This is a genomic window from Brachybacterium sp. 107 (assembly GCF_052379725.1).
Lineage (GTDB): Bacteria > Actinomycetota > Actinomycetes > Actinomycetales > Dermabacteraceae > Brachybacterium.
The window spans coordinates 49,072-70,892 of the sequence record NZ_JBQSYW010000019.1 but is presented as its reverse complement, the minus strand read 5'-3'; the positions used below and the strand labels follow the sequence as shown (position 1 = coordinate 70,892).

The window sequence follows — 21,821 nt, the reverse complement described above, 5'->3', positions numbered from 1 at the left end:
ATCAGTCCTTTCGTCGAGGTGATGCCTCGACCCTAGGACCTCAAGTGCACTTGAGGGCAATCCTGTCCGTCATCGTTCGTCCCCGGCGGAATCCTCGTCGTCGTGGATACCATCCAGGCGTCGTGGACCCACGCCCGTCGAGGCCAGGGCGTCGTCGGGGTTCAGCAGCGCGCACGCCTTCAGCGAGAGGCAGCCGCAGCCGATGCAGCCGGTGAGCTCGTTCTCGAGCCGCTCGATGCTGCGCCGGCGCTCCTCGAGCTGCAGCTTCCACCGACGCGAGGCGCGTTGCCAGTCGGCATGGGAGGGCGTGCTGTCCATGGGCACGTCCCCGAAGGCATCGTGCACGTCCGAGAGCGGCATCCCCAGGCGCTTGGCGACGGAGATCAGGGAGACCCGGCGCAGCATGTGGCGGGCGTAGCGGCGCTGGTTGCCGGAGGTGCGCACCGAGGCGATGAGTTCGAGATCCTCGTAATAGCGCAGGGCGGACTGCGCGACGCCGGTGCGCCGGCTCATCTCGCCGATCGTCAGCAGCTCGTCCGGTTCGTGCGGCACATTCATGGTCACCCCGTCCGCTTGACTTCAAGTGCGCTTGAGATCTTACGGTCCTCTCATACCGACTGGGAAGGACAAGCCTCCGTGACCTATGTGATCGCCCTGCCCTGCGTGGACGTGAAGGATCGTGCCTGCGTGGACGAATGCCCCGTGGACTGCATCTATGAGGGCAACCGGATGCTGTACATCCAACCCGACGAGTGCGTGGACTGCGGCGCCTGCGAACCCGTGTGCCCCGTCGAAGCGATCTTCTACGAGGACGACACCCCGGACCAGTGGGCCGACTACTACAACGCCAACGTCGACTTCTTCGACGACCTCGGTGCTCCCGGCGGCGCCGCGAAGATGGGCGTGATCGACAAGGACCACCCGCTCATCGAGGCCCTGCCCACACAGCCGAACCCCCTCGCCTGACACGCATGTCAGGTTCCGCGCCAACGGGCCCGCAGCGCCATACACTGCGGTCATGTCGATATCTGACACACATGTGAGGGCGCGCCCCTCCGGACACCCCGGTCGGGCCGACCTATCCGGGTTGCTCAGCATCGGTGGCCTCGCCGAGCTGACCCGGGTGAGCCCACGATCTCTGCGCTACTACGAGGAGCAGGGGCTCCTCGTCGCCCACCGCACCGAGGCCGGCCACCGGCGCTACGAGTCCGAGGCCGTGGACCGCGTGCTCCTGGTCCAGCGCCTGTTCGCCGCCGGCCTGTCCAGTGCGGACATCCGGCCCGTCCTGCCCGGCATGATCGATGACGCGCACTGCACCGAGGACCTCGTGACCGAGCTGCGCGAGCACCGCGACCGCCTGCAGCAGGAGGTCGAGCGCCAGCTCGACACGATCGACATCCTCGACGAGGTCATCGAGGAGCACAGCGCGCATGCAGGCTGAGCGGCCGTCGGGCCGCAGGCGCTACACCGCCGGGGACTACTCCCTGACCTTCGGCCTCGCCGCCGTGGCCTGCATCGCGATCCCGGGGATCGGAGACATCATCGCCACCCCCGTCGCCGTGGCCGCCATCACCCTCGGCCTGGTCGGGATCTGGCGCTGGGACCTGGGCCTCGCCCCGACCGTGCTGCCGGCCGCCGTGGGCGCCTCCCTCGGTGCCCTCTCCCTGTTCGCCGTCGTCCTGATGCTCATCGTCACCGCGGAGGCCTGACGTGCCAGACTCCTCGGCATGAGCGACACCATCTCGTGGAGAACCCTTCAGCCCGGCCAGCGTGCCCGGATCCGTGTGTGGGACCGAGCGAGCGGGGAGGTGCGCACCGTCCATGAGTCCACGCAGCGGCTCTACGAGGCCCCGAACTGGCTGACCGACGGTCGCCTCCTGATCAACGGCGACGGGAAGCTCTGGTTCCTGGAAGCCGACGGCTCCACCGAGCCCGAGCTCTTCGACGTCCCGGGCCTGCCGCCGGTGAACAACGATCACGTGCTGCTGCGCGACGGCACCGGCGTGTTCGCCTCCGCGAACGACCACCACATCTGGCACGTCCCCTTCGACGGCTCCGAGATCACCCGGGTGACCAGCGAGGACGGGCCCCTGCACTTCCTGCACGGGGCGAGCCCGGACGGGTCGCAGCTCGCGTACGTGCGCGTTGTGCCGCAGGGGCAGGACCCCTGGACCGCGGCCGCCCTTCATCTGATCGGTGCCGACGGGACGGGCGACCGGGCGCTGACCACGGACGCCGGCCCGGCCGACGGGCCCGCCTGGAGCCCCGACGGGCAGTGGATCCTCTTCAACACCGAGCAGTTCTCGACCGTGCCGGGCCACGCCCAGCTCGCCCGGATCCGGCCCGACGGCGGCGAGCTGGAGCAGCTGACCTCCGATGAGCGCGTGAACTGGTTCCCGCACGTCGCCCCGACCGGGGACGTCGTGGCCTACGTGAGCTTCGAGCCGGGCACGATCGGCCACCCGGAGAACCGCAGCGTCGAGCTGCGGCTGGTGCAGTGGGGCGCATGGGACCGGCCGACGACACTCGTCTCCCTGCACGGCGGCCAGGGCACCATGAACGTGCCCAGCTGGGCACCGGACGGTTCGGCCTTCGCCTTCGTCGACTACCCGATCGAGGAGCTCGACGCGGAGTAGGCCCGAAGAATGACCACCAGCGCACCTTCCCCCGGGGCGCGGAGCGGACAAGAATGGGCGGACCCTCTCGAAGGAGGCCTCCCATGGCCAAGTACGTGATGATCAAGCATTACCGCGGCGCGCCGGCCGGGGTGAACGACGTCCCGATGGATCAGTGGTCCGAGAGCGACGTCGCGCACCACATGCAGTACATGGAGGACTTCGCGGACCGGCTGCGGGACAGCGGAGAGTTCGTCGACTCCCTGGCGCTGTCCTCCGAGGGGACGTTCGTGCGGTACGACGGCGAGGGCAGTCCCCCGCTCACCGACTCGGCCGCCCTCGATGCGAAGGACCTGGTCGCGGGCTGGATGATCATCGACGTCGCGAGCCGGGAACGGGCCGAGGAGCTCGCTGCGGAGCTCTCAGCGGAGCCCGGGAAGGACGGGAAGCCGATCCACGAGTGGCTCGAGCTGCGGCCCGTCCTCGGCTGAGCGGCATCAGGCGGCAGGCTCCCCGAGCTCGTCGTCGATCCGGCGCAGCAGGGGCAGCAGCTCGGCCGGGGTTGCGATCGTGTGGTCGGGGACCTCGTCGGGCCCTGCAGGCTCCTTCGGATACCGGTCCGTCCAGGCCATGTGGATGCTCGTGATCCCCAGACGGTTCGCGCCGGCGATGTCGCGAGGCAGGTTGTTGCCGACCATCACGCAGCGCGCGGCGTCGGCCGGCTCGAGATCGAGAGCGCCCATGGCCGACTTGAACATGCGTGGACTGGGTTTCTCGTGCCGGATCGCGTCGGAGCAGGTCAGCGTCTCGAACAGGTCGAAGAGCTCGTGCTGGGTCAGCAGGTTCTCGAAGGAGACGTAGCGGCCGTCGGCAACCAGGGCGAGGCGGAATCCGGCGGCGACGAGATTCCGGACCATGCGATCGGCCCCCGGGATCACGTCGGCGGAGAGGACCACGCCCGTGTCGTCGTGGACCTGGGTGCCTTCGTCGATGAGGGTGTCGCCGCAGTCCAGCAGCACGATCAGGGATCTCGGGGTCATGCGCTCAGCCTAGTCACCGTCGGAGCCGACCGACGATCGTATCGACGATGACGAAGGCAGCCAGGCTCACGCCCATCAGCGGCAGCATGAGGCCGATGCCCGCGGCGGCGAGCAGCACCAGGGCCGCGCCCCACCACGGGGCCCGACGCAGCGCGCCGCGACGGGGCGGCTTCCCGAATCCGCTCCCGCCCTTGGTGGGCCGGCGCTGCCACCACATCAGGTATCCCCAGATGATCATCGCGACCACGGCCGAGGCGATCACGAACAGGACGATCTGGTTGCCCAGCCCGAACATCGATCCCATGTGCAGGTCGATGCCCCAGCGAGTGAGCTTCGCGGCGAGGTCCGCCTCGGCGAAGTCGGTGCGGTCCACGACCTCCAGGGTGCTGCCGTCGATCGCGACGGCGTCCACCTTCGTGGGATAGCTGCGCTGGATCTCCTCGACCACCCAGGCGGAGCCGGCGTCGGCCGGAGGGCGGATCTCCGCGAGTCCCGTGTCGATGTTCGCGGAGCGACCTGCGGCGAGCACATGGTCGATCTGGCCGAGGTCGGCCCTGGGCGCGGCAGCGGCAGCGGCGGGACCGGCTGACTCGGCCCCACCTGCCGCAGGTGCCTCGTGATGCGACTCGTGCTCGGCGTGCTCCCCGGCATCGTTGCCCGTCATCCCCTCCATGCCGTCCATGTCGCCCGTGCCCGACATGCCCTCCGTGCCGGACGTGTCCATGTCCATGGTCGTGTCCTGCGGCAGCTCTGTGCTGACGGCCGCGGTGGTGAAGCCGAAGGCCTCACGGATCGAACCGATGTTCCCTCCCCCGTACTGGGACCAGGTGATCCCGGTGGCCGAGAGGAACAGGGCGCCGAGCAGCACCCACGCCCCGACCGAGGAATGCAGGGAGAGCGTGCGTCGATAGCCGCGTGCCCGCAGGTCCGGGAGGAGCAGATCCCGCGCCCGGCGCGTCCGTCGGGCTCGTCGAGCCCGCCGGACCCAGAGCCCGAGCCCCGCGAGCGCGATCACTCCGAGCCAGGAGGCGGAGAGCTCGCTGTAGAGACGACCCACCTCGCCCAGGTGCAGGTTGCGGTGCAGCTGGTCGACCCAGGTGCGCAGCGGCAGGGAACCGCTGGTGCCGTACACGGTGAGGTCGCCGCGGATCTCCGCGGTCGCCGGGTCCAGCATGATCGCGCGCGACTCGCTCTCGCCGAGGGAGTCATCGGCATACATCACGCGGGTGGTGTCGCCGCTCTCCGGGGCGGGTCGGATCGCGGTGACCACCGCTCCCTCGCCGACGTGCGCCTGCGCCGCGGCGACCTGCTCGGCCAGCGGGAGCGGCGGGCCATCCGCCGGAGCAGTGAGCTCCTCGCCGTAGACCAGCTGCTCGAGCTGCGGGGTCAGGGCGTAGAGGGCTCCGCTGGCCGCGGAGATCAGGATGAAGGGGGCGACGAGGATCGCGGCGTAGAAATGAAGTCTCAGCAGCAGCGGGCCGAGCCATCGCTCACGAGGACGAGAGACGTGGGTCATGGAGGATCCTGTCGTGGAAGAGCCGGTGCAACCGTCCTCAGGTCTCGATGAGTCGGGCGAAGACGACGGTGTTGTCGAGGTGGTGCCCGTCGTCGCCGAGATCGCCACCGCAGGTGATCACCCGGAGTTCGGGGCCGTCGGTGGCTCCGTAGACGTCGAGGGTGGGGAACTGATCCTTGGGGTAGCGGGCGGAGTCGTAAACCTCGAAGGTCGCGGTGGTTCCGTCCGCCCGTTCGACGTCGATCTGGTCGCCGGTGGTGAGTCCGCCGAGTTCGAAGAAGACGGAGGGGTCTCCGCCCCAGGTGACGTGTCCTTCGATGACTGCTGGGCCGGTCTCGCCGGGTGTGGGTGATTCTTCGAACCAGGCCGGCTGGTTCGCGCGGTCGCCTCGTGGGGCGAGCAGTTCACCGTTCTCGCCGAGTCCGATCGGGAAGAGCTCCTCGTCGACGCCGATCGAGGGGATCGTCATCGACGTCGGCTCGGACCTCCCCAGAGGTTCCACTGTGGGAGCGGCGTCTCCTGGCTCATCGGGTTCCGCGGGCTCCTGCTCTCCGGCCGCCGTACTCGGGATGACAGGGGGCTTCGTGCCGCCCCCATCGGAGGTATCCGGGGCCTCGGAGGCCTCGGCTCCCTGGGAGCGGAGTTCGGGTTGTGGGGGCTCGCCGACTTGGTTGGTCAGGGACACGATGAGCAGCACAGCGCCGAGGAGCGCGATCACCGCCAGGGCGGCGGCCGTCGTTCGACGGCCTCCGTCCTGGCGGGGTGATCCCTGAGGGGTCATCTCACTTCTGCATCGCGCGCTTGCGCAGTGCGACCGCACCGGCGAACGCGGCGGCGATCAGGCCACCACCGGCGACCATCAGGCCGGCGTCCTCGATGCCGGCAGTGGTGCCGTCACCGGTGTCGGCCCCGCCCTCGGGCATATCGGCCATCTGGCTCATACCGAGCGAACCGCAGGCCGCAGGATCGGTGGCCTCGGACGGCAGCGAGGGGTCCAGGTCGGACATCTGGTCACCGTCATAGGTGCCATTGCCGTTGTGGTCCACACCGTGGAGCACCACGGAACCCTCGCCCTTCGCGAGGCTCGCGGCGACATCGTCGCTGACCTCGAAGGTCCGCTCATAGGTGCCACCCTCACCGACCGGGAAACGATCCACGGCCAGGGCACTGTCGGGGCTGGTATCACCATCGTTGGTCAGGGACACAGCCACCGCACCATAGGAATCAGCAGCATCGGTAGTACGGATCGCACCCTCGAAACCGGTGCCCTTCATCCCGGGATCGGGGCACTCGTTCTTGCCACCGATATGGATGTGCTGAGCATGGGGAGCACCGGCCAGCAGACCCGCGCTCTCCACCTTCACGGTGACCTCGTTGCCATCGAGCGTGACCCACGCGGAGCCCGAGGCCCCGGAATCGTTGAGCTCGGTGAGGTTGGCTTCCAGGGACGTCGTCTCCGGGCCATCGGCCAGTGCGGCGCCGGATGCTCCGAACATGCCGAGCATGGCCGTGGCCGCGAACAGGGGGAGCACTCGCTTCGTCGTCGTGCGCATCATGACTCCTTCGTGGGCCACCGGACAGCCGTGCGACTGCCGAGGACGGTGACGTGGGGGTGGTTCGGAGCCCGGGGAGGATCGGATTGGACGGATCACAGATCTTTCTGAGATCGGCACGCCGACGGCCGGCCTCACAGGCCGACGACTCCGGCCGACGACACGGGCCGACGGCATGGCGCTCCAGCATCGCGAGGCGACTTGGCGCGACGACGAGCCCGAGGGCACCAGGGCCCCCGGACTCGCAGATCGTGGAAGTTGGTCACGCCGCTGGCGGAGCCCCTCAGGCAGCTTCGAGCAGCGCGACGATCTTCGTGTAGAACTCGGCGGGTTCCCCGGCCAGGGACGCCTTGACCATGGCGCTCCAGTCGTCCACGACCACTTCGATCGACTCGGTCGCCAGGGCGTCGAGCGCGCGGCGGGGCACCTCGCGGGGATCGATCTTGGGCCCGTCGTACCCGGCCGAGATGTCGGTGGCCGCCGCGCCCAGATGGACGCCCTGGACCAGGGTTCCCTGCTCGGCGAGCTCGAGGCGCACGCCGTTGGTCAGGTTCCACTGCGCGGCCTTCGCCGCGGCATAGGAGCCGGTTCCGGGAGCAGCGAACCACGACAGCGCCGAGAGGACGTTCACGATCGCCCCTCCGCCGTTCCCGGCGAGGACCGGGGCGAACGCTCGGATCATGTCGAGCGTGCCCCAGAAATGCGTATCCATCTCGCGGTGGATCTCCGCGAGCTCACCGGTCAGCAGGCTCGCACCGGTCGAGATACCGGCGTTGTTGACGAGGAGCGTCGCATCCCGTGCGGTCTGCGCCGCCTCGACCACGGATCCGTGATCGAGGAGGTCGATCCGCAGCGGGACCACACGCGGATCGTCGAACTCGAGCAGCTCCGGCCGACGGGCCGTGGCGTAGACGGTCGTGACCCCTCTCTCGAGCAGCTCGAGGACGAACTGGCGACCGATCCCTCGGTTCGCTCCGGTGACGACAGCGATCTGACCTGCAGCATCCATGACTGTTCCTGCTCTCTTCGTCGACCCTGGCGGCCGCGGCGTTGTCCGCGACCCCGATGCCGAGTACGCTAGAACCTGACGTTGACGTCAAGGTCAAGGTTCTGCCGAGAAACGAGTCCCAGGTCACCCGGAGGCCCTGCATGAGGATCGGCGATGTGGCGCGAGGCGCCGGGGTCAGCACCCGCGCACTGCGGTATTACGAGGAGCAGGGCCTGCTGAGCTCGGAGCGCAGCCCAGGTGGCCAGCGCACCTATCCGGAGTCCGCCGTCGAGCGTGTGCGGCTGATCCAGCAGTTCTTCGCCGCCGGCCTGCCCAGCCGCACGGTCTCGCAGCTGCTTCCCTGCGTGGACACCGGGCACGGCTCGCCGGAGGTCTTCGAGCTCCTGGCCGCGGAGCGTCGGCGGATCACGGAGGCGATGGACGATCTGGCTGCGGCGCGCGATGCCCTGGATCGGGTGGTCGAGATGGCTCATCAGCCCACCCCGGAGCACTGCCCGGGCCTGCGTGAGCCGGCCTGGTCGCCCTGGACCGGCGGCGGCGCCCGCGCCGACGAGGAGCTCGATCGCGTCGCGCCCTCCTGACCCGCGCCTCCTGGAGCATCGTCCAGGAACACCGATCCAGGACAGCACAGAGGCCCTCCCCCGATTCGGGGAAGGGCCTCTGACCTGCTGTTCGTGGAGACTAGGGGGGTCGAACCCCTGACCTGAAGCTTGCAAAGCTACCGCTCTACCAACTGAGCTAAGTCCCCGTATCCATTTGTGTCGATCGTACCTTCCGGCAGATCAGGCGGACGTGTCCTGCTGGGAGGAGACCTTCTCGGCCTCGGTCCAGAGATCGTTGCGAAGACGATCAGACTCGATCTTCCGCCAGGTGAGGAGACCGGCCGCGGACGTGCCGATCAGGACTGCAGCAACCTTGATGAACGTCTTCATCGTGTCCTCCGATCCTCGAAGTGGGCCTAACTGGACTTGAACCAGTGACCTCTGTCTTATCAGGACAGCGCTCTAACCGACTGAGCTATAGGCCCGTAGGGGCTGATTTCGACGCCTGCTTCCGACGTCAACCACCGACGGACAACATTACAGCCCCCTCCCCATCCCGTCCAACCGGCCTGGGCGGTTGTACGGGAGGTCACAACAAGTTGTCCGGGTCCGTTCCAATCCACCGGCCAGCCGGCTCCGAACTCTGTGCATGACGCCGCTGCGGTGTCAGCACCGGATCACCAAGGAGATTGCCATGAAGACTCGATCGATGCTTCCCAAGCTCGGAGCCCTCGCTGCCACCGTCGTCCTGATGAGCGCCTGCTCCGGCGGCATGGGAGATGACGCCGGCACGGACGAGGGCGGCCAGCCCGCGGCCGAGCAGACTCAGGCCTCCGACGGCGGTGGCTCGATGGCCTCCGACGGCGGCATGGACATGGATCCCGCAGCGAACCTCGTCGGCGCCGGCTGCGCGGACTACGCCGCAATGGTGCCCGATGGCGACGGCTCGGTCGAGGGCATGGCCCAGGACCCGCTGAGCGTCGCCGCCTCCAACAACCCCCTTCTCACCACCCTCACCTCGGCGGTCTCCGGCGAGCTGAACCCCGACGTCAACCTCGTCGACACCCTGGACGGCGACCAGTTCACGGTCTTCGCGCCCGTCGACGAGGCCTTCGGCGCCATCCCCGAGGCCGATCTGACCGCGCTCGCGGGCGATGCGGACAGCCTGTCCACCGTGCTGACCTACCACGTCGTCCCCGGTCAGATCGCGCCCGACGAGATCGCCGGCACCCACACCACTGTGGAGGGCGAGGATCTCGAGGTCACCGGGAGCGGTGATGACCTCATGGTCAACGGCTCGACCGTGATCTGCGGCGGCGTCCAGACCCAGAACGCGACCGTCTACCTGGTCGATACCGTTCTGATGCCGCCGTCGATGGCGGACGCCAGCTGAACCGCGCACACTGGACGGACATGGTGAGCGGGCGGGGAACGATAGTCGATCGCCCCGCCCGCTCGCACCGTCCTGCAAGGAGCTGTGAATGGCGCACGATCCTCCCCCATCGCACGATCCGCCCCGGTCAGCAGTGCAGCCGCTGACGGATCCGCGAGGGGGCGTACCGGACGATTCCGCCGCATCCGCTCTCGCGGAGCTGCTGCATCGCGTGGGACAGGGGCAAGAGGATGCCTTCTCTGATCTCTACGACCGCACGTCATCCCTGTTGTTCTCCCTGGTCAAGAGAGTGGTCAGAGACGTATCCATCAGCGAGGAAGTGTTGCAGGAGGTGTTCGTGGAGATCTGGAAGCAAGCTCCCCGGTTCGATGCCCGTCGCGGCTCTGCCCACGGGTGGATATGCACCATCGCCCACCGTCGCGCCGTCGACACCGTCCGTTCCGTCGACGCCTCCCGGCGACGTGACTCCGCAGAGGGGCTGCGAGCACTCGACGAGAAGGTCGTGGACGTGCAGGAGGAGGGGATCATGAGGGTGGAGTCGCAACGGGTCGCCACGGCGATGCTGTCGCTGACACCTCTCCAGTCCGACGCCATACGACTGGCGTACTTCTCCGGCTGCAGCCACCGCGAGGTCGCCGAGATCCTCGACATCCCGCTGGGAACGGCCAAGACCCGAATACGGGACGGAATGATCGTCCTCCGAGACAGTCTGGGGGTGACCTCGTGAACGAGCAGAAACGTGACATGACCGGCGCCTGGGCCCTGAACGCCCTGGACGCCGACGAGCGCGCCCTGATCGAGGATTTCCTCGCCCAGGATCCCGAGGCAGCGTCCGAGGCGCACTCCTTCGAGGAGACCGCCGGCGAGCTCGCCCGCGGGCTCGAGCCGGAGGCCCCCCGCCCTGAGCTGAAGTCCTCGCTGATGGCGCGGATCGCCCAGACACCACAGCTGTCCACGGTGGACCAGGACTCCTCCGCGGAGGACCAGTCGGCGCCGCGCGCGGCGACCCATCGCCGGGCCGACGTGCCGCCCGCCGATGCGGAGACCGAGACCGCAGCGACATCCCGCAACACGACCGGGCCCGAGAGCGACGCCGGATCAGATGCGGCGGATGCGGGCCGTGACGCCACCGTGATCCCCCTGGATCGCTACCGATCGAGCGTGCGGCGCTCGCGCTGGCTGGCTGTCGCCGCCGCAGCACTGATGGTCACAACGGTCGCAGGCGTCGGACTGTGGAGCTCGGAACGAGCCGCCGAGGACGATGCCCGAGCGACCATCGAGGCCCTGGAATCGGAGCAGGCCGGCTCGGAGGAGGAGCAGGAGATGATCTCCGCGCTCATGACCGCCGACGACACCTCCCAGCTCACTGTGCCCTCCACCCACGGCGGGGACCTGCATGTCATGTACTCACGGGACCAGCAGGCCATGATCGTCCAGGCCGCCGGCCTCCCGGAGCTGCCGAGCGACAGCACGTACCAGCTCTGGATCGTGGACGGCACCGCGAAGGACGCGGGCTTGATCTCCGAGCCGGACCAGATCGTGATGGCACGAGAAGAGATGTCCCCGACGGCCCAGATCGGTCTCAGCATCGAACCGGCCGGCGGCTCCGAGGAACCCACCGACGTGATCGCGATCAAGGAGCTGTAATGAACACATCCACCGACCGCCAGGAGCCCTCCGCCCGCGGCCCCCGCGCTGCACGGCCGAAGGTCCCCTGGTGGTCGGTGCTCGCCGGCGTGATCGGCGGGATCGTGCTGCTGGCCGTCGCGGAGCTGGCCTCCTTGGCCTTCAGCTCCTCCTCGGCGCCGTTCGTGGCCGTCGGCGGAGGGTTCATCGACATCATCCCGCCCTGGGTGAAGGATCTGGCCATCGGCCTGTTCGGCACCAAGGACAAACTGGTCCTGTTCGCCTCGATGGTCGTGGTGTACCTCGTGCTCACCGCGCTGAACGGCGCCCTCGGATCGCGTCGGCCCCGCACCGCCGCCCTCGTGCTGGCGGGACTCGGCCTCTTCGCCACGATCATCGTGCTGACCCGGGCGCAGAACTCCGTGCCCGACGCGATCCCGACCGTGCTCGGAACCGTCGTCGCGGTCCCGACGCTGCTGCTCCTGCTGCGCGCCGTGCGCGCTCCCTCCGCAGGTGCGAGGGCCGAGGTCGTACCGGGGAACGCGGCGGGCTGGTCCCGACGGCGATCCCTGGTGGGCGTCGGGGCGGTCGGCATCCTCGCCGTCATCGTCGCGGCGGGGGCTCGAGGCGTCAACGCGAGCCGCGAGATCGCGAGCAAGGCCGCCGGGTTCGTTCTGCCCACGCCGCGCACCCGCGCCGAGGAGATCCCCGCCGACGCCCAGGTGGATCTCGAGGGCATGCCCGCGTACCTCACGCCGAACGACGACTTCTACCGGATCGACACGGCCCTCGCCGTGCCGCGCGTCGACCCCACGACCTGGGAGCTGCGGATCCACGGGCTGGTCGACCGCGAGCTCACGCTGACGTTCGAACAGCTGCTCGCCGAGCCGATGATCGAGAAGCACGTGACGCTGACCTGCGTCTCCAACACCGTCGGCGGCGATCTCGCCGGGAACGCGACATGGCTCGGCGTGCCCGTGCGCACGCTGCTGGAGCGCGTGGGCGTCAAGGACGGGGCCGACATGGTGCTCTCCCGCTCCATCGACGGCTTCACCGCCTCCACGCCGATCGAGGCCCTGACCGACGACCGCGACTCGCTGATCGCCGTGGGGATGAACGGCGAGCCGCTGCCCCAGGACCACGGGTATCCGGTGCGGATGGTCGTCCCCGGCCTGTACGGGTACGTCTCGGCCACGAAATGGCTCACCGAGCTGACCGTGACCCGTTTCGCCGACGAGACCGCCTATTGGACGGAGCGCGGCTGGTCCGAGCGCGGCCCCATCAAGATCGCCTCCCGCGTGGACGTGCCGCGCTCCTTCGGGAAGCTCTCCCCGGATGCCGACGGCGCCGTGATGCTCGGCGGCACGGCCTGGGCGCAGCAGCGCGGGATCTCCGCCGTCGAGGTGCGGATCGACGACGGCGACTGGCGCGAGGCGGAGCTGGGGGCGGAGGTCAGCGCGGACACCTGGGTCCAGTGGTCACTGCAGTGGGAGGACGCCACTGCGGGCGATCACAGCGTCTCGGTGCGGGCCACCGGCGGCGATGGTGAGCAGCAGACCGAGGAGCGGGCGAATCCGGTGCCGAACGGTGCGAGCGGTTGGCACACGATCGAGTTCACCGTCGAATGAGGCGGAGGAACGGTCGGCGCGCGGTCAGGGAGCCGTGATCGCGTCGTGGGCCGCCAGGGCCTCCTCTCGGGAAGCGCGCAGATCGACAACGGGTGCTGCTCGGTCGTCGGTCCCGATCTCGGGAACCCACCGACGCACATAGCGGCCCTCGCCGTCGAACCGGCTCTGCTGCCGATCGGGGTTGAACACCCGGAAGTACGGGGCGGCGTCATCGCCCGTGCCGGCCACCCACTGCCAGTTGAACGGGTTGGAGGCCTCGTCGGCATCGACCAGGGTGTCCCAGAACCACTCCTCCCCGCGACGCCAGTGCACGCGCAGGTTCTTGGTGAGGAACGACGCGACGACCAGGCGCACCCGGTTGTGCATCCACCCGGTCACCCAGAGCTCCCGCATCCCGGCATCGACCAGGTCGATGCCTGTGCTGCCCTGCTGCCAGGCGCGAAGGCCCTCCTCGTCGTCACGCCAGTCGAAGGCGTCGAACCGGGGTCGCACGTTGCGAGTCGCGAGATCGGGCAGGTGGTAGAGGCGGTGCCACGCGAACTCCCGCCACAGCAGCTCCGAGCGGAACGTCTCCGGGCCCGTCGCGCGGCCCGACGTCAGGCTGCGGTGCCAGACCTCGTGCGGGGACACCTCCCCGTAGCGCAGGTGCGGGGACAGTCCCGACGTCCCGTCGACGCCGGGACGATCCCGATCCTCCGCATACTGGTCGAGCACGTTCTCGAGGGCATCCAGGCGTGCCCGGGCACCCGTCTCCCCCGGGGTCCAGGCCTCCCGCAGCCCACCGGCCCAGTCCGGCGCCGTCGGGAGCCATCCGCGGCCATCCAGTCCCCGGGCGAACTCGACCTCGTCGAGCCAGTGGTTGCTGTTCCGAGGTCCGGTGAGTTCAGGTCCACGCAGCCGCGGCGGCGGCCCCTCGGGGAGGCGGGGCTCTGCGGTCTCGCGGCAGGCCCGTGCGAAGGGTGAATAGACCTTGTAGGGGTCTCCCGACTGCGTGGAGATCGTCCACGGCTCGTGGAGCAGATAGCCGTCGACGCTCTCGGCCCTCAGTCCGCTCTCGCGCAGGCTCGCCTTCAGGCGGGCATCCACCGCGCGACGGGGCTCGTGATAGCGACGGGTCCAGACCACGGCCTGGGCCGCAGTCTCATCCACGAGCTGGGGGATGAGCTGCTCTGGGTCGCCGCTGAGCAGGACCAGCGGCACCCCGTGCTCGCGCAGCCGAGCTCCGAGCTCGGTCAGCGAATGGTGAAGCCACCACAGCGAGGCGGCGCCGGGTGGACGCACCCCGGCGAGCTGCTCGTCCACGTGCACGGCCACCACCTCGCCGTCGGCCGCCGCGGCCCGCAGGGCCGGGTTGTCGTGGATCCGCAGATCGTCCCGCACCCACCAGATCGACGTCGTCATGCTGGCCCTTCCCTCGCACGAGTGACTGATCTATATAGCTTAGCTACATATATTCGCACGAGGGCACCACGGTCCCCCGGGGAGCCCGTCCTCAGCGAAGCCCGTCCTCGGCCACCAGGCCGTGCTCTCGGACCAGGGCGTTCAGCGCGTCCGGCGCCGCAGCCAGGCGGGCGCACACCTCGGCGGCGTTCCCGATCAGCAGCTCGGCCCCGGTGAGCGCTACCAGCTCGTCGAACATCTCCTGCTGACGGTGGCGCAGCGGGATGGCCCGCTCGTGGGCGACGACTCCCCAGCTGGAGGCGTACACGTCGTAGCGGGCGGGGGTCTCGCCGGTGGCGAGGGTGAGCGGGAACCGCGAGGCGTCCAGACGCACCCGCTCGTAGTTCGGTTCGGTCTCGTCGACCACCGCGAGCTGGGCGTCGTCGAACCACGTGGCCACGAGCTCCATCCGCTCGCCGTCGGCCCGGTACGGGGCGGCGGGGATGTACCCGCGCGCGGACGTGTGGGCGCAGTGCCCGACGGCCAGACCGTGCACCGTGCAGCGCACGAACGGGGTGGCGATCTGCAGGTCACGGCCGGAGCGGGCGTACTTGCGAGCGATCGTCTCCGGAGTCTGGTTCGAGCCGACGGCCACCACCAGGGTGCGTTCGGCGAGCGGCGCGGCACCCTCGGCGGCGAGGGCCTGATCGATCGCGGCGACGTCCACGAGAGCACAGTCCCGGGCCCCGGTCGATGCCTCGGTCGGGGCGTCGTCTGCTCCTTCCGGGTCCAGGTCCACGATCCCGCTGCCCAGCAGGAGCGCCGAGCGCACGGCGGGGCCGGTCCAGGGATAGTCCTCCGGGGCGTCGGGGAGAGTGGGGGCGGAGGTCGTCGAGGAGGCCATCCTCCGACCCTAGCGAGATGACGCGCTCATCCCGAGGATCCCGTGGTCGGTCACACGCTCGCCCCTCGCCCGAGTGCGACGCCCTCGCCCGAGTGCGACCAAGGCGTTGTGCTGACGGCCTGAGAACAGCGCCTGGGTCGCACTGGATGCGCGGGCGGTCTCTAGGGTGGGGGCATGAGCGAACAGCGAGCGGTCGATGCCCTGACGGCCTCCGGGCTGGAGTACGAGATCACCCGTCACGGGAGGGTCGGCTCCCTCGCGGAGGCGGCCGCCGCCCGGGGCGTCGAGCCGCGGGACATCATCAAGACCCTCGTGGTGCGACGCGCCGAGGGCCAGTACCTCTTCGTGCTGGTCCCGGGCGATCGGGAGATCTCCTGGCCCAAGCTGCGCTCCTTCCTCGGCGTGAACCGCCTGTCCATGCCGGACAAGGACGTCGCGCAGCAGGCCACCGGGTACGAGCGCGGCACCATCACCCCCTTCGGCTCCACCACCGCCTGGCCCGTCGTCGCCGACCTCGACCTCAGCGGTGACCCCGAGCGACGGATCTCCCTGGGCGCCGGTGCCCACGGCGTCGCCGCGACCGTCAACGCCGAAGCAGCCCTCTCCCGCCTGCACGCCCAGATCGCCGACGTCACCGACCTGCAGACAGCCTGATTCCGACACCCCAGGAGGCCCCTATCCACTCCCGACCCGTCCAGCTCATCGCCAGCTCCCTCGTCGTCCTCACCGGGATCAGCCTCGTGGTGATCACGGACAGTGACCTGGCGAGAGTGCTCGCCGTGCTCCAGTGCGTCGTCGGCGCCGTGATGCTCCGGCAGGCAGTGCGCGCCCGGTCGCGCCCGGGCCCCGATCAGTAGCCCCGAAGGCAGAACGGGCGGGCACCTGGTGAGGGTGCCCGCCCGGTGCCCGGCGAGGTGGTGCGCCTGGTCGGCGCACGGGATCACTCGTCGGTGAAGGTCAGCTTCAATCCGCCCAGCAGCGCCGCCACCAGGTTGTAGAGGAAGGCCAGCAGGGTGCCGAGCGCGGTGATGATCACGACGTTCACCACAGCGACGATCGTGCCGTAGCTGACCATCTTGGAGAACTGGAAGAACTCCATGAAGGGCAGCGGGCTGCCGCCGTTGAGGTCGCGTCCCAGCTGGTCGACCTTGTCCCACAGGCCGATCGCGTCGACGAGGTTCCAGGTCAGGATCACGGCCACGACGGTCGCGATACCGAGCGCGATCGCCACCAGGAAGGACAGCTTCATCACCGAGAACGGGTCCAGCCGCGCCAGCGTGAGGCGCACGCGGCGGGGGCCGCGCTTCTCGTTCTCCGGCGCGGCCGCCGAGGTCGTCGTCTTCTTCGGGCTGCGGCTGGCGCCCTTGGACGCGGTCCCCTTGCCGGAACCGATCGACTGCTCCGAGGTGGTCTTCGCGCCGCCCTCAGCGCCGTCCTGGAAGGCCGGGAGCTTGGTGGTCGCCTCCGGAGACGTCGTGGTGCCGCTCGCGGACCTCGAGTCACTCGTGCTCACGGATCACTCCTCGATCTGGTCGTCGTCGCCGGCCGGCGACTTCTCGGACTCGTCAGAGCCTAGATCATCGGACGGGGCCTGGTCCTGCTCCGACTCTCCATCGGACGAGATCTCCACAGCATCCCCATCCGCGGCATCCACGGCCTCACCCACGCCATCACCCTCGGCGTCGGCGAGAACGGGCGCCTCGGCGCCCTCGATCTCCTCCTCGTCGATCTCGGATTCGGGGCTGGTCGTGACCAGCAGGATCCGATCGCCCTTGTCGGGCTTGGCGAAGACGACGCCCATCGTGGTGCGACCCTTGGGCGGCACCTCGGCGACGCGCGAGCGGACCACACGGCCCTTCTCCATCACCACGAGCAGCTCGTCGGACTCGTCGACGGCGGCGGCGCCCACCAGGTGACCGCGGTCGTCAGGGAGCTTCGCGACCCGGATACCCAGGCCGCCACGACCCTGCACGCGGTACTCGTCCAGACTCGTGCGCTTGGCGTAGCCGCCATCGGTCACGGTCATCACGAACTGATCGGGGCGCAGCACATCCATCGCCAGCAGCTCGTCATCGTGACGGAACTTCATGCCCGTGACACCGCTGGTCGCACGGCCCGTCGGCCGCAGCACGTCGTCGGCCGCCGGGAACCGCACGGACTGGCCGTTGCGGGAGACCAGGATCAGGTGGTCGTCGGCGTTGACCGCACGGGCCGCGATCACGCGGTCCGGCTGCGTGCCGTCGATCCCGTCGATGTCGCGCAGGTTGATCGCGATGATGCCGCCGCTGCGGTTGGAGTCGAAGGCCGTCAGGGCCGTCTTCTTCACCAGGCCGGAGGCCGTCGCGAGCACCAGGTACTGGGTGTCCTCGTAGGTGTCGATCGCGAGCACGGAGGCGATGCTCTCCTCCGGCTGGAACGCCATCAGGTTCGCGACGTGCTGGCCCTTGGCGTCGCGCGCCGCCTCAGGCAGCTCGTAGCCTTTGGCGCGATAGACGCGGCCCTGGTTGGTGAAGAACAGGAGCCAGCGGTGCGTCGTGGTGGTGAAGAAGTGCTCGACGACGTCGTCCGCGCGCAGCGAGGCGCCGCGCACTCCCTTGCCGCCGCGCTTCTGGGCGCGGTACTGGTCCTCGCGGGTGCGCTTTACGTAGCCGCCGCGGGTGATGGTGACGACCACGTCCTCCTCGGGGATCAGGTCCTCCATGGACATGTCGCCGTCGAAGGGCAGGATCTCGGTGCGGCGGTCGTCGCCGTACTTGTCGACGATCTCCTGCAGCTCCTCGGAGACGATCTCGCGCTGGCGCTCCGGCGAGGCCAGGATCGCGGTGTACTCCTCGATGAGGGCCTGCAGGCGGTTGTGCTCATCGGTGATCTTCTGACGCTCCAGGGCGGCCAGACGGCGCAGCTGCATCGCGAGGATCGCGTTGGCCTGGACCTCGTCGATCTCGAGCATGTTCATCAGCCCCACGCGCGCCTCATCGGCGTCCGGGGAACGACGGATCAGGGCGATGACCTCGTCGAGCGCGTCGAGCGCCTTGAGGTAGCCGCGGTAGATGTGGATCTGCTCCTCGGCCTTGCGCAGGCGGTACCGGGTACGACGCACGATGACGTCGATCTGGTGCTTGGTCCACTCGCGCACGAAGGAGTCGATCGACAGGGTGCGCGGCACCCCGTTCGCGAGCGCCAGCATGTTCGCGGAGAAGTTCTCCTGCAGCTGGGTGTGCTTGAAGAGGTTGTTCAGCACGACCTTCGCGACGGCGTCGCGCTTGAGCGTGATGACCAGGCGCTGGCCGGTGCGGCCGGAGGTCTCGTCGGTGATGTCGGCGATGCCCTGGATCTTCCCGAGCTTGACCATCTCGGCGATCTTGCGCGCGAGGTTGTCCGGGTTGACCTGGTACGGCAGCTCGGTGACCACGAGGGACATGCGCCCGTTGATCTCCTCGGTGGAGACCACGGCACGCTGGGAGATGGAGCCGCGACCGGTACGGTACGCCTCTTCGATGCCCTTGGTGCCGGCGATGGTCGCGCCGCTGGGGAAGTCGGGACCCTTGATGTAGCGCAGGCATGCGTCCAGCAGCTCGGGCTTCGTGGCCTCGTGGTTCTTCAGCAGCCACTGGACGGCGTCGGCGACCTCGCGCAGGTTGTGCGGCGGGATGTTCGTCGCCATGCCCACGGCGATGCCGGAGGAGCCGTTGACCAGCAGGTTCGGGAAACGGGCGGGCAGCACGACGGGCTCGTCGACGGTGTTGTCGTAGTTGCCCTGCATATCGACCGTCTCCTGGTCGATGTCGCGCACGAGCTCGAGGGCCAGGGGGGCCATCTTGCACTCGGTGTATCGCGGAGCGGCCGCGCCGTCGTCGCCCGGGGAGCCGAAGTTCCCCTGGCCCAGGATCAGCGGGTAGCGCATCGCCCAGGGCTGCACGAGGCGCACCATGGCGTCGTAGATCGCGCTGTCGCCGTGGGGGTGGTAGTTGCCCATGACCTCGCCGACGACCTTCGCGCACTTCGAGAAGGAGCGGTCGGGGCGGTAGCCGCCGTCGTACATCGCGTAGACGATCCGACGGTGCACGGGCTTGAGGCCGTCGCGCACGTCGGGCAGCGCGCGCGAGACGATCACGCTCATCGCGTAGTCGAGGTAGGAGCGCTGCATCTCCTGGTTGAGGTCGACCTGGGTGATGCGGTCGATCTCGTGCTCGTCGAGCGGGTCGACGAGGGTGACGGTGCGGTCGGTCGCCTCGGAGGTGGAGACCTCATGGGCGCCCTCGGGGGTGGCCTGACCGGCCATCCCCGCAGGCAGCTCGGGGTTCTCGTCGGGGTTCGTGGGGTCCTGCGGGGTGTCGCTCATGAGGCGGAAGGCCTTTCAGGTGGGGCCGATGGTCGTGGCGCTCCCAGGGGCGCGGGCTCTCGCCCCGCGCCGCTCCGGGTGCCGAGATCAGATGTCGAGGAAGCGGACGTCCTTGGCGTTCTCCTGGATGAACCGGCGCCGGGACTCGACGTCATCGCCCATCAGGACGGAGAAGATGGTGTCGGCGTCGGCGGCCTCATCGACCGTGACCTGCTTCAGCGTGCGCGTGTTGGTGTCCATCGTGGTGGCCTGGAGCTCCTTCCAGTCCATCTCGCCCAGACCCTTGTAGCGCTGGATCCCGTTGTCTCGCGGGATACGGCGACCGGCGGCGCGGCCGGCCTCGAGGCGCTCGTCGCGCTCCACATCGCTGAACACGTACTCGTGCGGGGCGTTGGTCCACTTCAGGCGGAACAGCGGCGGCATCGCGATGAACACGTGGCCGAGCTCGATGAGCGGACGCATGTAGCGGAACAGCAGCGTCAGCAGCAGGGTGCAGATGTGCTGGCCGTCGACGTCGGCATCGGCCATCAGCACGATCTTGTGATAGCGCAGCTTGGTCGCGTCGAAGTCGTCCCCGATGCCGGTGCCGAAGGCCGTGATCAGCGAGCGGACCTCCTGGTTGTCCAGGGCCCGGTCCAGGCGCGCCTTCTCCACGTTCAGGATCTTGCCGCGGATGGGCAGGATGGCCTGGGTGCGGGGATCGCGGCCCTGCACGGCGGACCCACCGGCGGAGTCGCCCTCGACGATGAAGATCTCGGACTCGGCAGGGTTGCGCGAGGAGCAGTCGCGCAGCTTGCCGGGCATGCCGCCGGTCTCCAGCGGGGACTTCCGACGCGTCGCGTCGCGGGCCTTGCGGGCCGCCTCGCGGGCCGCGGCCGCCGCCTGGCCCTTCATGACGATGGACTTGGCCTCCATCGGGTGGGAGACGAACCAGTCCTGCAGCTGATCGGTCATCACCTTGACCATGAAGGTGCGGGCGACGGTGTTGCCCAGCTTCGTCTTGGTCTGGCCCTCGAACTGCGGTTCGCCGAGCTTCACCGAGATGACCGCCGTGAGGCCCTCACGGATGTCCTCGCCGGTGAGGTTCGCGTCCTTCTCCTTGAGCAGGCCCTGAGCGCGTCCGTAACGGTTCACGATCGAGGTCAGCGAGGAACGGAAGCCCTCCTCGTGGGTGCCGCCCTCATGGGTGTTGATCGTGTTCGCGTAGGTGTGCACCGACTCCGAGTACGCCCCGGTCCATTGCATGGCGACCTCGACGGAGATCTGCACGTCGGTGTCCTCGGACTCGAAGGAGATGATGTCGGGGTGGATCACCTCGGCCCGCTTGGTCGTGTTGATGAACTCGACGAAGTCCTGCAGGCCGCGCTCGTACAGGTACGAGATGGTGCGGGGGCCCTTGTCCGTCGAGGTCCCCTCCGCCTCGAGCTCGACGTCGATCAGATCGTCGTCGTCCTCGCCCGTCGTCTCCGAGATGCGCTCGTCGGTCAGCGTGATGCGCAGGCCCTTGTTGAGGAACGCCATCTGCTGGAACCGCTTGCGCAGGGTCTCGAAGTCGTACTCGGTCTCGTCGAAGATCTCGTCGTCGGCCCAGAACGTGATGCTCGTGCCGGTCTCGTCGGTCTCCTCGCCCTTCTCGAGCTCGACCTGCGGGACGCCGCGGCTGTACCACTGGCGCCACACGTGGCCGTCGCGGCGGATCTCGACCTCCATCCGGATGGACAGGGCGTTGACGACGGAGGAGCCCACGCCGTGCAGGCCGCCGGAGACGGCGTAGCCGCCACCGCCGAACTTGCCGCCGGCGTGGAGCACGGTGAGCACGAGCTCGACGGCGGGCTTGCCCTCGGTGGGGTGCATCGCGACCGGGATGCCACGGGCGTGGTCGACGACCTTCACCCCGCCGTCGGCCTGCAGCGTCACCTCGATGGTGTCGCCATGACCGGCCATCGCCTCGTCCACGCAGTTGTCGACGATCTCCTGGACCATGTGGTGCAGTCCGCGCTCACCGGTGGATCCGATGTACATGCCGGGGCGCTTGCGGACCGCTTCGAGGCCTTCGAGGACCGTGATGTCCGAGGCGTCGTAGTGCTCCGGGGCATGGGCTGCGCGCTCACCGGCGGATCCCACGACGGCGGCGTCCGTCGCCTCGACGGTCTCGGCCGCCTCGGTCGCGGCGGCGTTCACGGCCGTGTCGGGCGACGGGTCCGGGGCACCCTGGGGCGCGTCCGGGTCGGGCATGGGGCGGTCGCTGTCGCTCACCTGATGTGGCTCCTCGC

Annotated in this window: 23 protein-coding genes and 2 tRNA genes; 11 read left to right on the top strand and 14 right to left on the bottom strand. The window is 69.1% G+C overall.

Annotated features, from left to right (window positions below; all coding sequences use genetic code 11):
* Positions 1–69: 69 nt before the first annotated feature.
* Positions 70–558: a redox-sensitive transcriptional activator SoxR gene (gene soxR, locus ACT3UL_RS16380; RefSeq protein WP_444579452.1), complete on the bottom strand. Its 489-nt coding sequence runs from the start codon at positions 556–558 to the stop codon at positions 70–72.
* A gap of 78 nt (positions 559–636) precedes the next feature.
* Here soxR and fdxA point away from each other — a divergent pair, with 78 nt between their 5' ends.
* From fdxA to ACT3UL_RS16355, 5 genes are all read left to right on the top strand, one after another.
* Positions 637–966 (top strand): ferredoxin, encoded by a 330-nt coding sequence (gene fdxA / locus ACT3UL_RS16375; protein ID WP_441448142.1) that lies wholly within the window; start codon positions 637–639, stop codon positions 964–966.
* A gap of 52 nt (positions 967–1,018) precedes the next feature.
* The gene (locus tag ACT3UL_RS16370) at positions 1,019–1,441 is read left to right on the top strand and encodes a MerR family transcriptional regulator (RefSeq protein ID WP_444579451.1); all 423 of its coding nucleotides are present in this window, start codon (positions 1,019–1,021) and stop codon (positions 1,439–1,441) included.
* Positions 1,431–1,709 (top strand): hypothetical protein, encoded by a 279-nt coding sequence (locus tag ACT3UL_RS16365; RefSeq protein WP_444579450.1) that lies wholly within the window; start codon positions 1,431–1,433, stop codon positions 1,707–1,709. Before ACT3UL_RS16370 ends, ACT3UL_RS16365 begins: the two co-directional genes overlap by 11 nt.
* Positions 1,710–1,727: 18 nt before the next feature.
* Positions 1,728–2,636 (top strand): TolB family protein, encoded by a 909-nt coding sequence (locus ACT3UL_RS16360; RefSeq protein WP_444579449.1) that lies wholly within the window; start codon positions 1,728–1,730, stop codon positions 2,634–2,636.
* Positions 2,637–2,719: 83 nt separating this feature from the next.
* Positions 2,720–3,106: a YciI family protein gene (locus tag ACT3UL_RS16355; protein WP_444579448.1), complete on the top strand. Its 387-nt coding sequence runs from the start codon at positions 2,720–2,722 to the stop codon at positions 3,104–3,106.
* 6 nt (positions 3,107–3,112) lie between these two features.
* On the opposite strand, the gene ACT3UL_RS16350 is transcribed toward ACT3UL_RS16355, so the two are convergent.
* From ACT3UL_RS16350 to ACT3UL_RS16330, 5 genes are all read right to left on the bottom strand, one after another.
* Positions 3,113–3,655, bottom strand: a complete 543-nt coding sequence (locus tag ACT3UL_RS16350; protein WP_444579447.1) for an HAD family hydrolase — start codon at positions 3,653–3,655, stop codon at positions 3,113–3,115.
* A 13-nt stretch (positions 3,656–3,668) separates the two neighbouring features.
* Positions 3,669–5,171 carry a PepSY-associated TM helix domain-containing protein gene (locus tag ACT3UL_RS16345; RefSeq protein WP_444579446.1) on the bottom strand — a complete coding sequence of 501 codons (1,503 nt, stop codon included), beginning with the start codon at positions 5,169–5,171 and terminating at the stop codon, positions 3,669–3,671.
* Between the two features lie 37 nt (positions 5,172–5,208).
* Positions 5,209–5,640 carry a class F sortase gene (locus tag ACT3UL_RS16340; RefSeq protein WP_444579445.1) on the bottom strand — a complete coding sequence of 144 codons (432 nt, stop codon included), beginning with the start codon at positions 5,638–5,640 and terminating at the stop codon, positions 5,209–5,211.
* 313 nt (positions 5,641–5,953) lie between these two features.
* Entirely contained in the window at positions 5,954–6,727 is a 774-nt protein-coding gene (locus ACT3UL_RS16335; protein WP_444579444.1) for a CHRD domain-containing protein, read from the bottom strand.
* A gap of 280 nt (positions 6,728–7,007) precedes the next feature.
* Positions 7,008–7,733 (bottom strand): SDR family oxidoreductase, encoded by a 726-nt coding sequence (locus ACT3UL_RS16330; protein ID WP_444579443.1) that lies wholly within the window; start codon positions 7,731–7,733, stop codon positions 7,008–7,010.
* Between the two features lie 140 nt (positions 7,734–7,873).
* Between ACT3UL_RS16330 and ACT3UL_RS16325 the strand changes: the two genes are divergently transcribed.
* Positions 7,874–8,314: a MerR family transcriptional regulator gene (locus tag ACT3UL_RS16325; RefSeq protein WP_444579442.1), complete on the top strand. Its 441-nt coding sequence runs from the start codon at positions 7,874–7,876 to the stop codon at positions 8,312–8,314.
* Positions 8,315–8,408: 94 nt separating this feature from the next.
* Here ACT3UL_RS16325 and ACT3UL_RS16320 read toward each other — a convergent pair.
* The 3 genes from ACT3UL_RS16320 to ACT3UL_RS16310 form a co-directional block, all read right to left on the bottom strand.
* Positions 8,409–8,481: transfer RNA gene (locus ACT3UL_RS16320), tRNA-Ala, on the bottom strand.
* Positions 8,482–8,515: 34 nt separating this feature from the next.
* Entirely contained in the window at positions 8,516–8,665 is a 150-nt protein-coding gene (locus ACT3UL_RS16315) for a DLW-39 family protein (RefSeq protein WP_193117682.1), read from the bottom strand.
* Between the two features lie 21 nt (positions 8,666–8,686).
* Positions 8,687–8,760 (bottom strand) — tRNA-Ile (locus ACT3UL_RS16310).
* 209 nt (positions 8,761–8,969) lie between these two features.
* Here ACT3UL_RS16310 and ACT3UL_RS16305 point away from each other — a divergent pair.
* From ACT3UL_RS16305 to ACT3UL_RS16290, 4 genes are all read left to right on the top strand, one after another.
* Positions 8,970–9,668, top strand: coding sequence for a fasciclin domain-containing protein (locus tag ACT3UL_RS16305; RefSeq protein WP_444579441.1), 699 nt, complete (start codon positions 8,970–8,972; stop codon positions 9,666–9,668).
* Positions 9,669–9,879: 211 nt separating this feature from the next.
* Positions 9,880–10,395 (top strand): sigma-70 family RNA polymerase sigma factor, encoded by a 516-nt coding sequence (locus ACT3UL_RS16300; RefSeq protein WP_444579440.1) that lies wholly within the window; start codon positions 9,880–9,882, stop codon positions 10,393–10,395.
* Positions 10,392–11,315, top strand: a complete 924-nt coding sequence (locus ACT3UL_RS16295) for an anti-sigma factor domain-containing protein (protein ID WP_444579439.1) — start codon at positions 10,392–10,394, stop codon at positions 11,313–11,315. Before ACT3UL_RS16300 ends, ACT3UL_RS16295 begins: the two co-directional genes overlap by 4 nt.
* Positions 11,315–12,922: a molybdopterin-dependent oxidoreductase gene (locus tag ACT3UL_RS16290; protein WP_444579438.1), complete on the top strand. Its 1,608-nt coding sequence runs from the start codon at positions 11,315–11,317 to the stop codon at positions 12,920–12,922. Before ACT3UL_RS16295 ends, ACT3UL_RS16290 begins: the two co-directional genes overlap by 1 nt.
* A 24-nt stretch (positions 12,923–12,946) precedes the next feature.
* On the opposite strand, the gene ACT3UL_RS16285 is transcribed toward ACT3UL_RS16290, so the two are convergent.
* Together ACT3UL_RS16285 and ACT3UL_RS16280 are read right to left on the bottom strand one after the other, a co-directional pair.
* Positions 12,947–14,323, bottom strand: coding sequence for a cryptochrome/photolyase family protein (locus ACT3UL_RS16285; protein WP_444579437.1), 1,377 nt, complete (start codon positions 14,321–14,323; stop codon positions 12,947–12,949).
* A 91-nt stretch (positions 14,324–14,414) separates the two neighbouring features.
* The gene (locus tag ACT3UL_RS16280; RefSeq protein WP_444579436.1) at positions 14,415–15,206 is read right to left on the bottom strand and encodes a hypothetical protein; all 792 of its coding nucleotides are present in this window, start codon (positions 15,204–15,206) and stop codon (positions 14,415–14,417) included.
* A 174-nt stretch (positions 15,207–15,380) separates the two neighbouring features.
* Between ACT3UL_RS16280 and ACT3UL_RS16275 the strand changes: the two genes are divergently transcribed.
* On the top strand, positions 15,381–15,860 hold the full coding sequence (locus tag ACT3UL_RS16275) for an aminoacyl-tRNA deacylase (protein ID WP_444579435.1): 480 nt from the start codon (positions 15,381–15,383) through the stop codon (positions 15,858–15,860).
* Positions 15,861–16,146: 286 nt separating this feature from the next.
* Here ACT3UL_RS16275 and ACT3UL_RS16270 read toward each other — a convergent pair whose 3' ends face one another.
* The 3 genes from ACT3UL_RS16270 to gyrB form a co-directional block, all read right to left on the bottom strand.
* Positions 16,147–16,719, bottom strand: a complete 573-nt coding sequence (locus tag ACT3UL_RS16270; protein WP_441448144.1) for a DUF3566 domain-containing protein — start codon at positions 16,717–16,719, stop codon at positions 16,147–16,149.
* A gap of 3 nt (positions 16,720–16,722) precedes the next feature.
* Positions 16,723–19,548: a DNA gyrase subunit A gene (gene gyrA / locus ACT3UL_RS16265; RefSeq protein WP_444579434.1), complete on the bottom strand. Its 2,826-nt coding sequence runs from the start codon at positions 19,546–19,548 to the stop codon at positions 16,723–16,725.
* A gap of 87 nt (positions 19,549–19,635) precedes the next feature.
* Positions 19,636–21,804, bottom strand: coding sequence for a DNA topoisomerase (ATP-hydrolyzing) subunit B (gene gyrB, locus ACT3UL_RS16260; protein WP_444579433.1), 2,169 nt, complete (start codon positions 21,802–21,804; stop codon positions 19,636–19,638).
* Between the last annotated feature and the right edge of the window lie 17 nt (positions 21,805–21,821).

Coding starts and splice junctions, on each gene's coding strand:
- soxR (WP_444579452.1), bottom strand. CDS start 558: ATGAATGTGCCGCACGAACCGGACGAGCTGCTGACGATCGGCGAGATG.
- ACT3UL_RS16370 (WP_444579451.1), top strand. CDS start 1,019: ATGTCGATATCTGACACACATGTGAGGGCGCGCCCCTCCGGACACCCC.
- ACT3UL_RS16365 (WP_444579450.1), top strand. CDS start 1,431: ATGCAGGCTGAGCGGCCGTCGGGCCGCAGGCGCTACACCGCCGGGGAC.
- ACT3UL_RS16360 (WP_444579449.1), top strand. CDS start 1,728: ATGAGCGACACCATCTCGTGGAGAACCCTTCAGCCCGGCCAGCGTGCC.
- ACT3UL_RS16355 (WP_444579448.1), top strand. CDS start 2,720: ATGGCCAAGTACGTGATGATCAAGCATTACCGCGGCGCGCCGGCCGGG.
- ACT3UL_RS16350 (WP_444579447.1), bottom strand. CDS start 3,655: ATGACCCCGAGATCCCTGATCGTGCTGCTGGACTGCGGCGACACCCTC.
- ACT3UL_RS16345 (WP_444579446.1), bottom strand. CDS start 5,171: ATGACCCACGTCTCTCGTCCTCGTGAGCGATGGCTCGGCCCGCTGCTG.
- ACT3UL_RS16340 (WP_444579445.1), bottom strand. CDS start 5,640: ATGACGATCCCCTCGATCGGCGTCGACGAGGAGCTCTTCCCGATCGGA.
- ACT3UL_RS16335 (WP_444579444.1), bottom strand. CDS start 6,727: ATGATGCGCACGACGACGAAGCGAGTGCTCCCCCTGTTCGCGGCCACG.
- ACT3UL_RS16330 (WP_444579443.1), bottom strand. CDS start 7,733: ATGGATGCTGCAGGTCAGATCGCTGTCGTCACCGGAGCGAACCGAGGG.
- ACT3UL_RS16325 (WP_444579442.1), top strand. CDS start 7,874: ATGAGGATCGGCGATGTGGCGCGAGGCGCCGGGGTCAGCACCCGCGCA.
- ACT3UL_RS16315 (WP_193117682.1), bottom strand. CDS start 8,665: ATGAAGACGTTCATCAAGGTTGCTGCAGTCCTGATCGGCACGTCCGCG.
- ACT3UL_RS16305 (WP_444579441.1), top strand. CDS start 8,970: ATGAAGACTCGATCGATGCTTCCCAAGCTCGGAGCCCTCGCTGCCACC.
- ACT3UL_RS16290 (WP_444579438.1), top strand. CDS start 11,315: ATGAACACATCCACCGACCGCCAGGAGCCCTCCGCCCGCGGCCCCCGC.
- ACT3UL_RS16285 (WP_444579437.1), bottom strand. CDS start 14,323: ATGACGACGTCGATCTGGTGGGTGCGGGACGATCTGCGGATCCACGAC.
- ACT3UL_RS16280 (WP_444579436.1), bottom strand. CDS start 15,206: ATGGCCTCCTCGACGACCTCCGCCCCCACTCTCCCCGACGCCCCGGAG.
- ACT3UL_RS16275 (WP_444579435.1), top strand. CDS start 15,381: ATGAGCGAACAGCGAGCGGTCGATGCCCTGACGGCCTCCGGGCTGGAG.
- gyrA (WP_444579434.1), bottom strand. CDS start 19,548: ATGAGCGACACCCCGCAGGACCCCACGAACCCCGACGAGAACCCCGAG.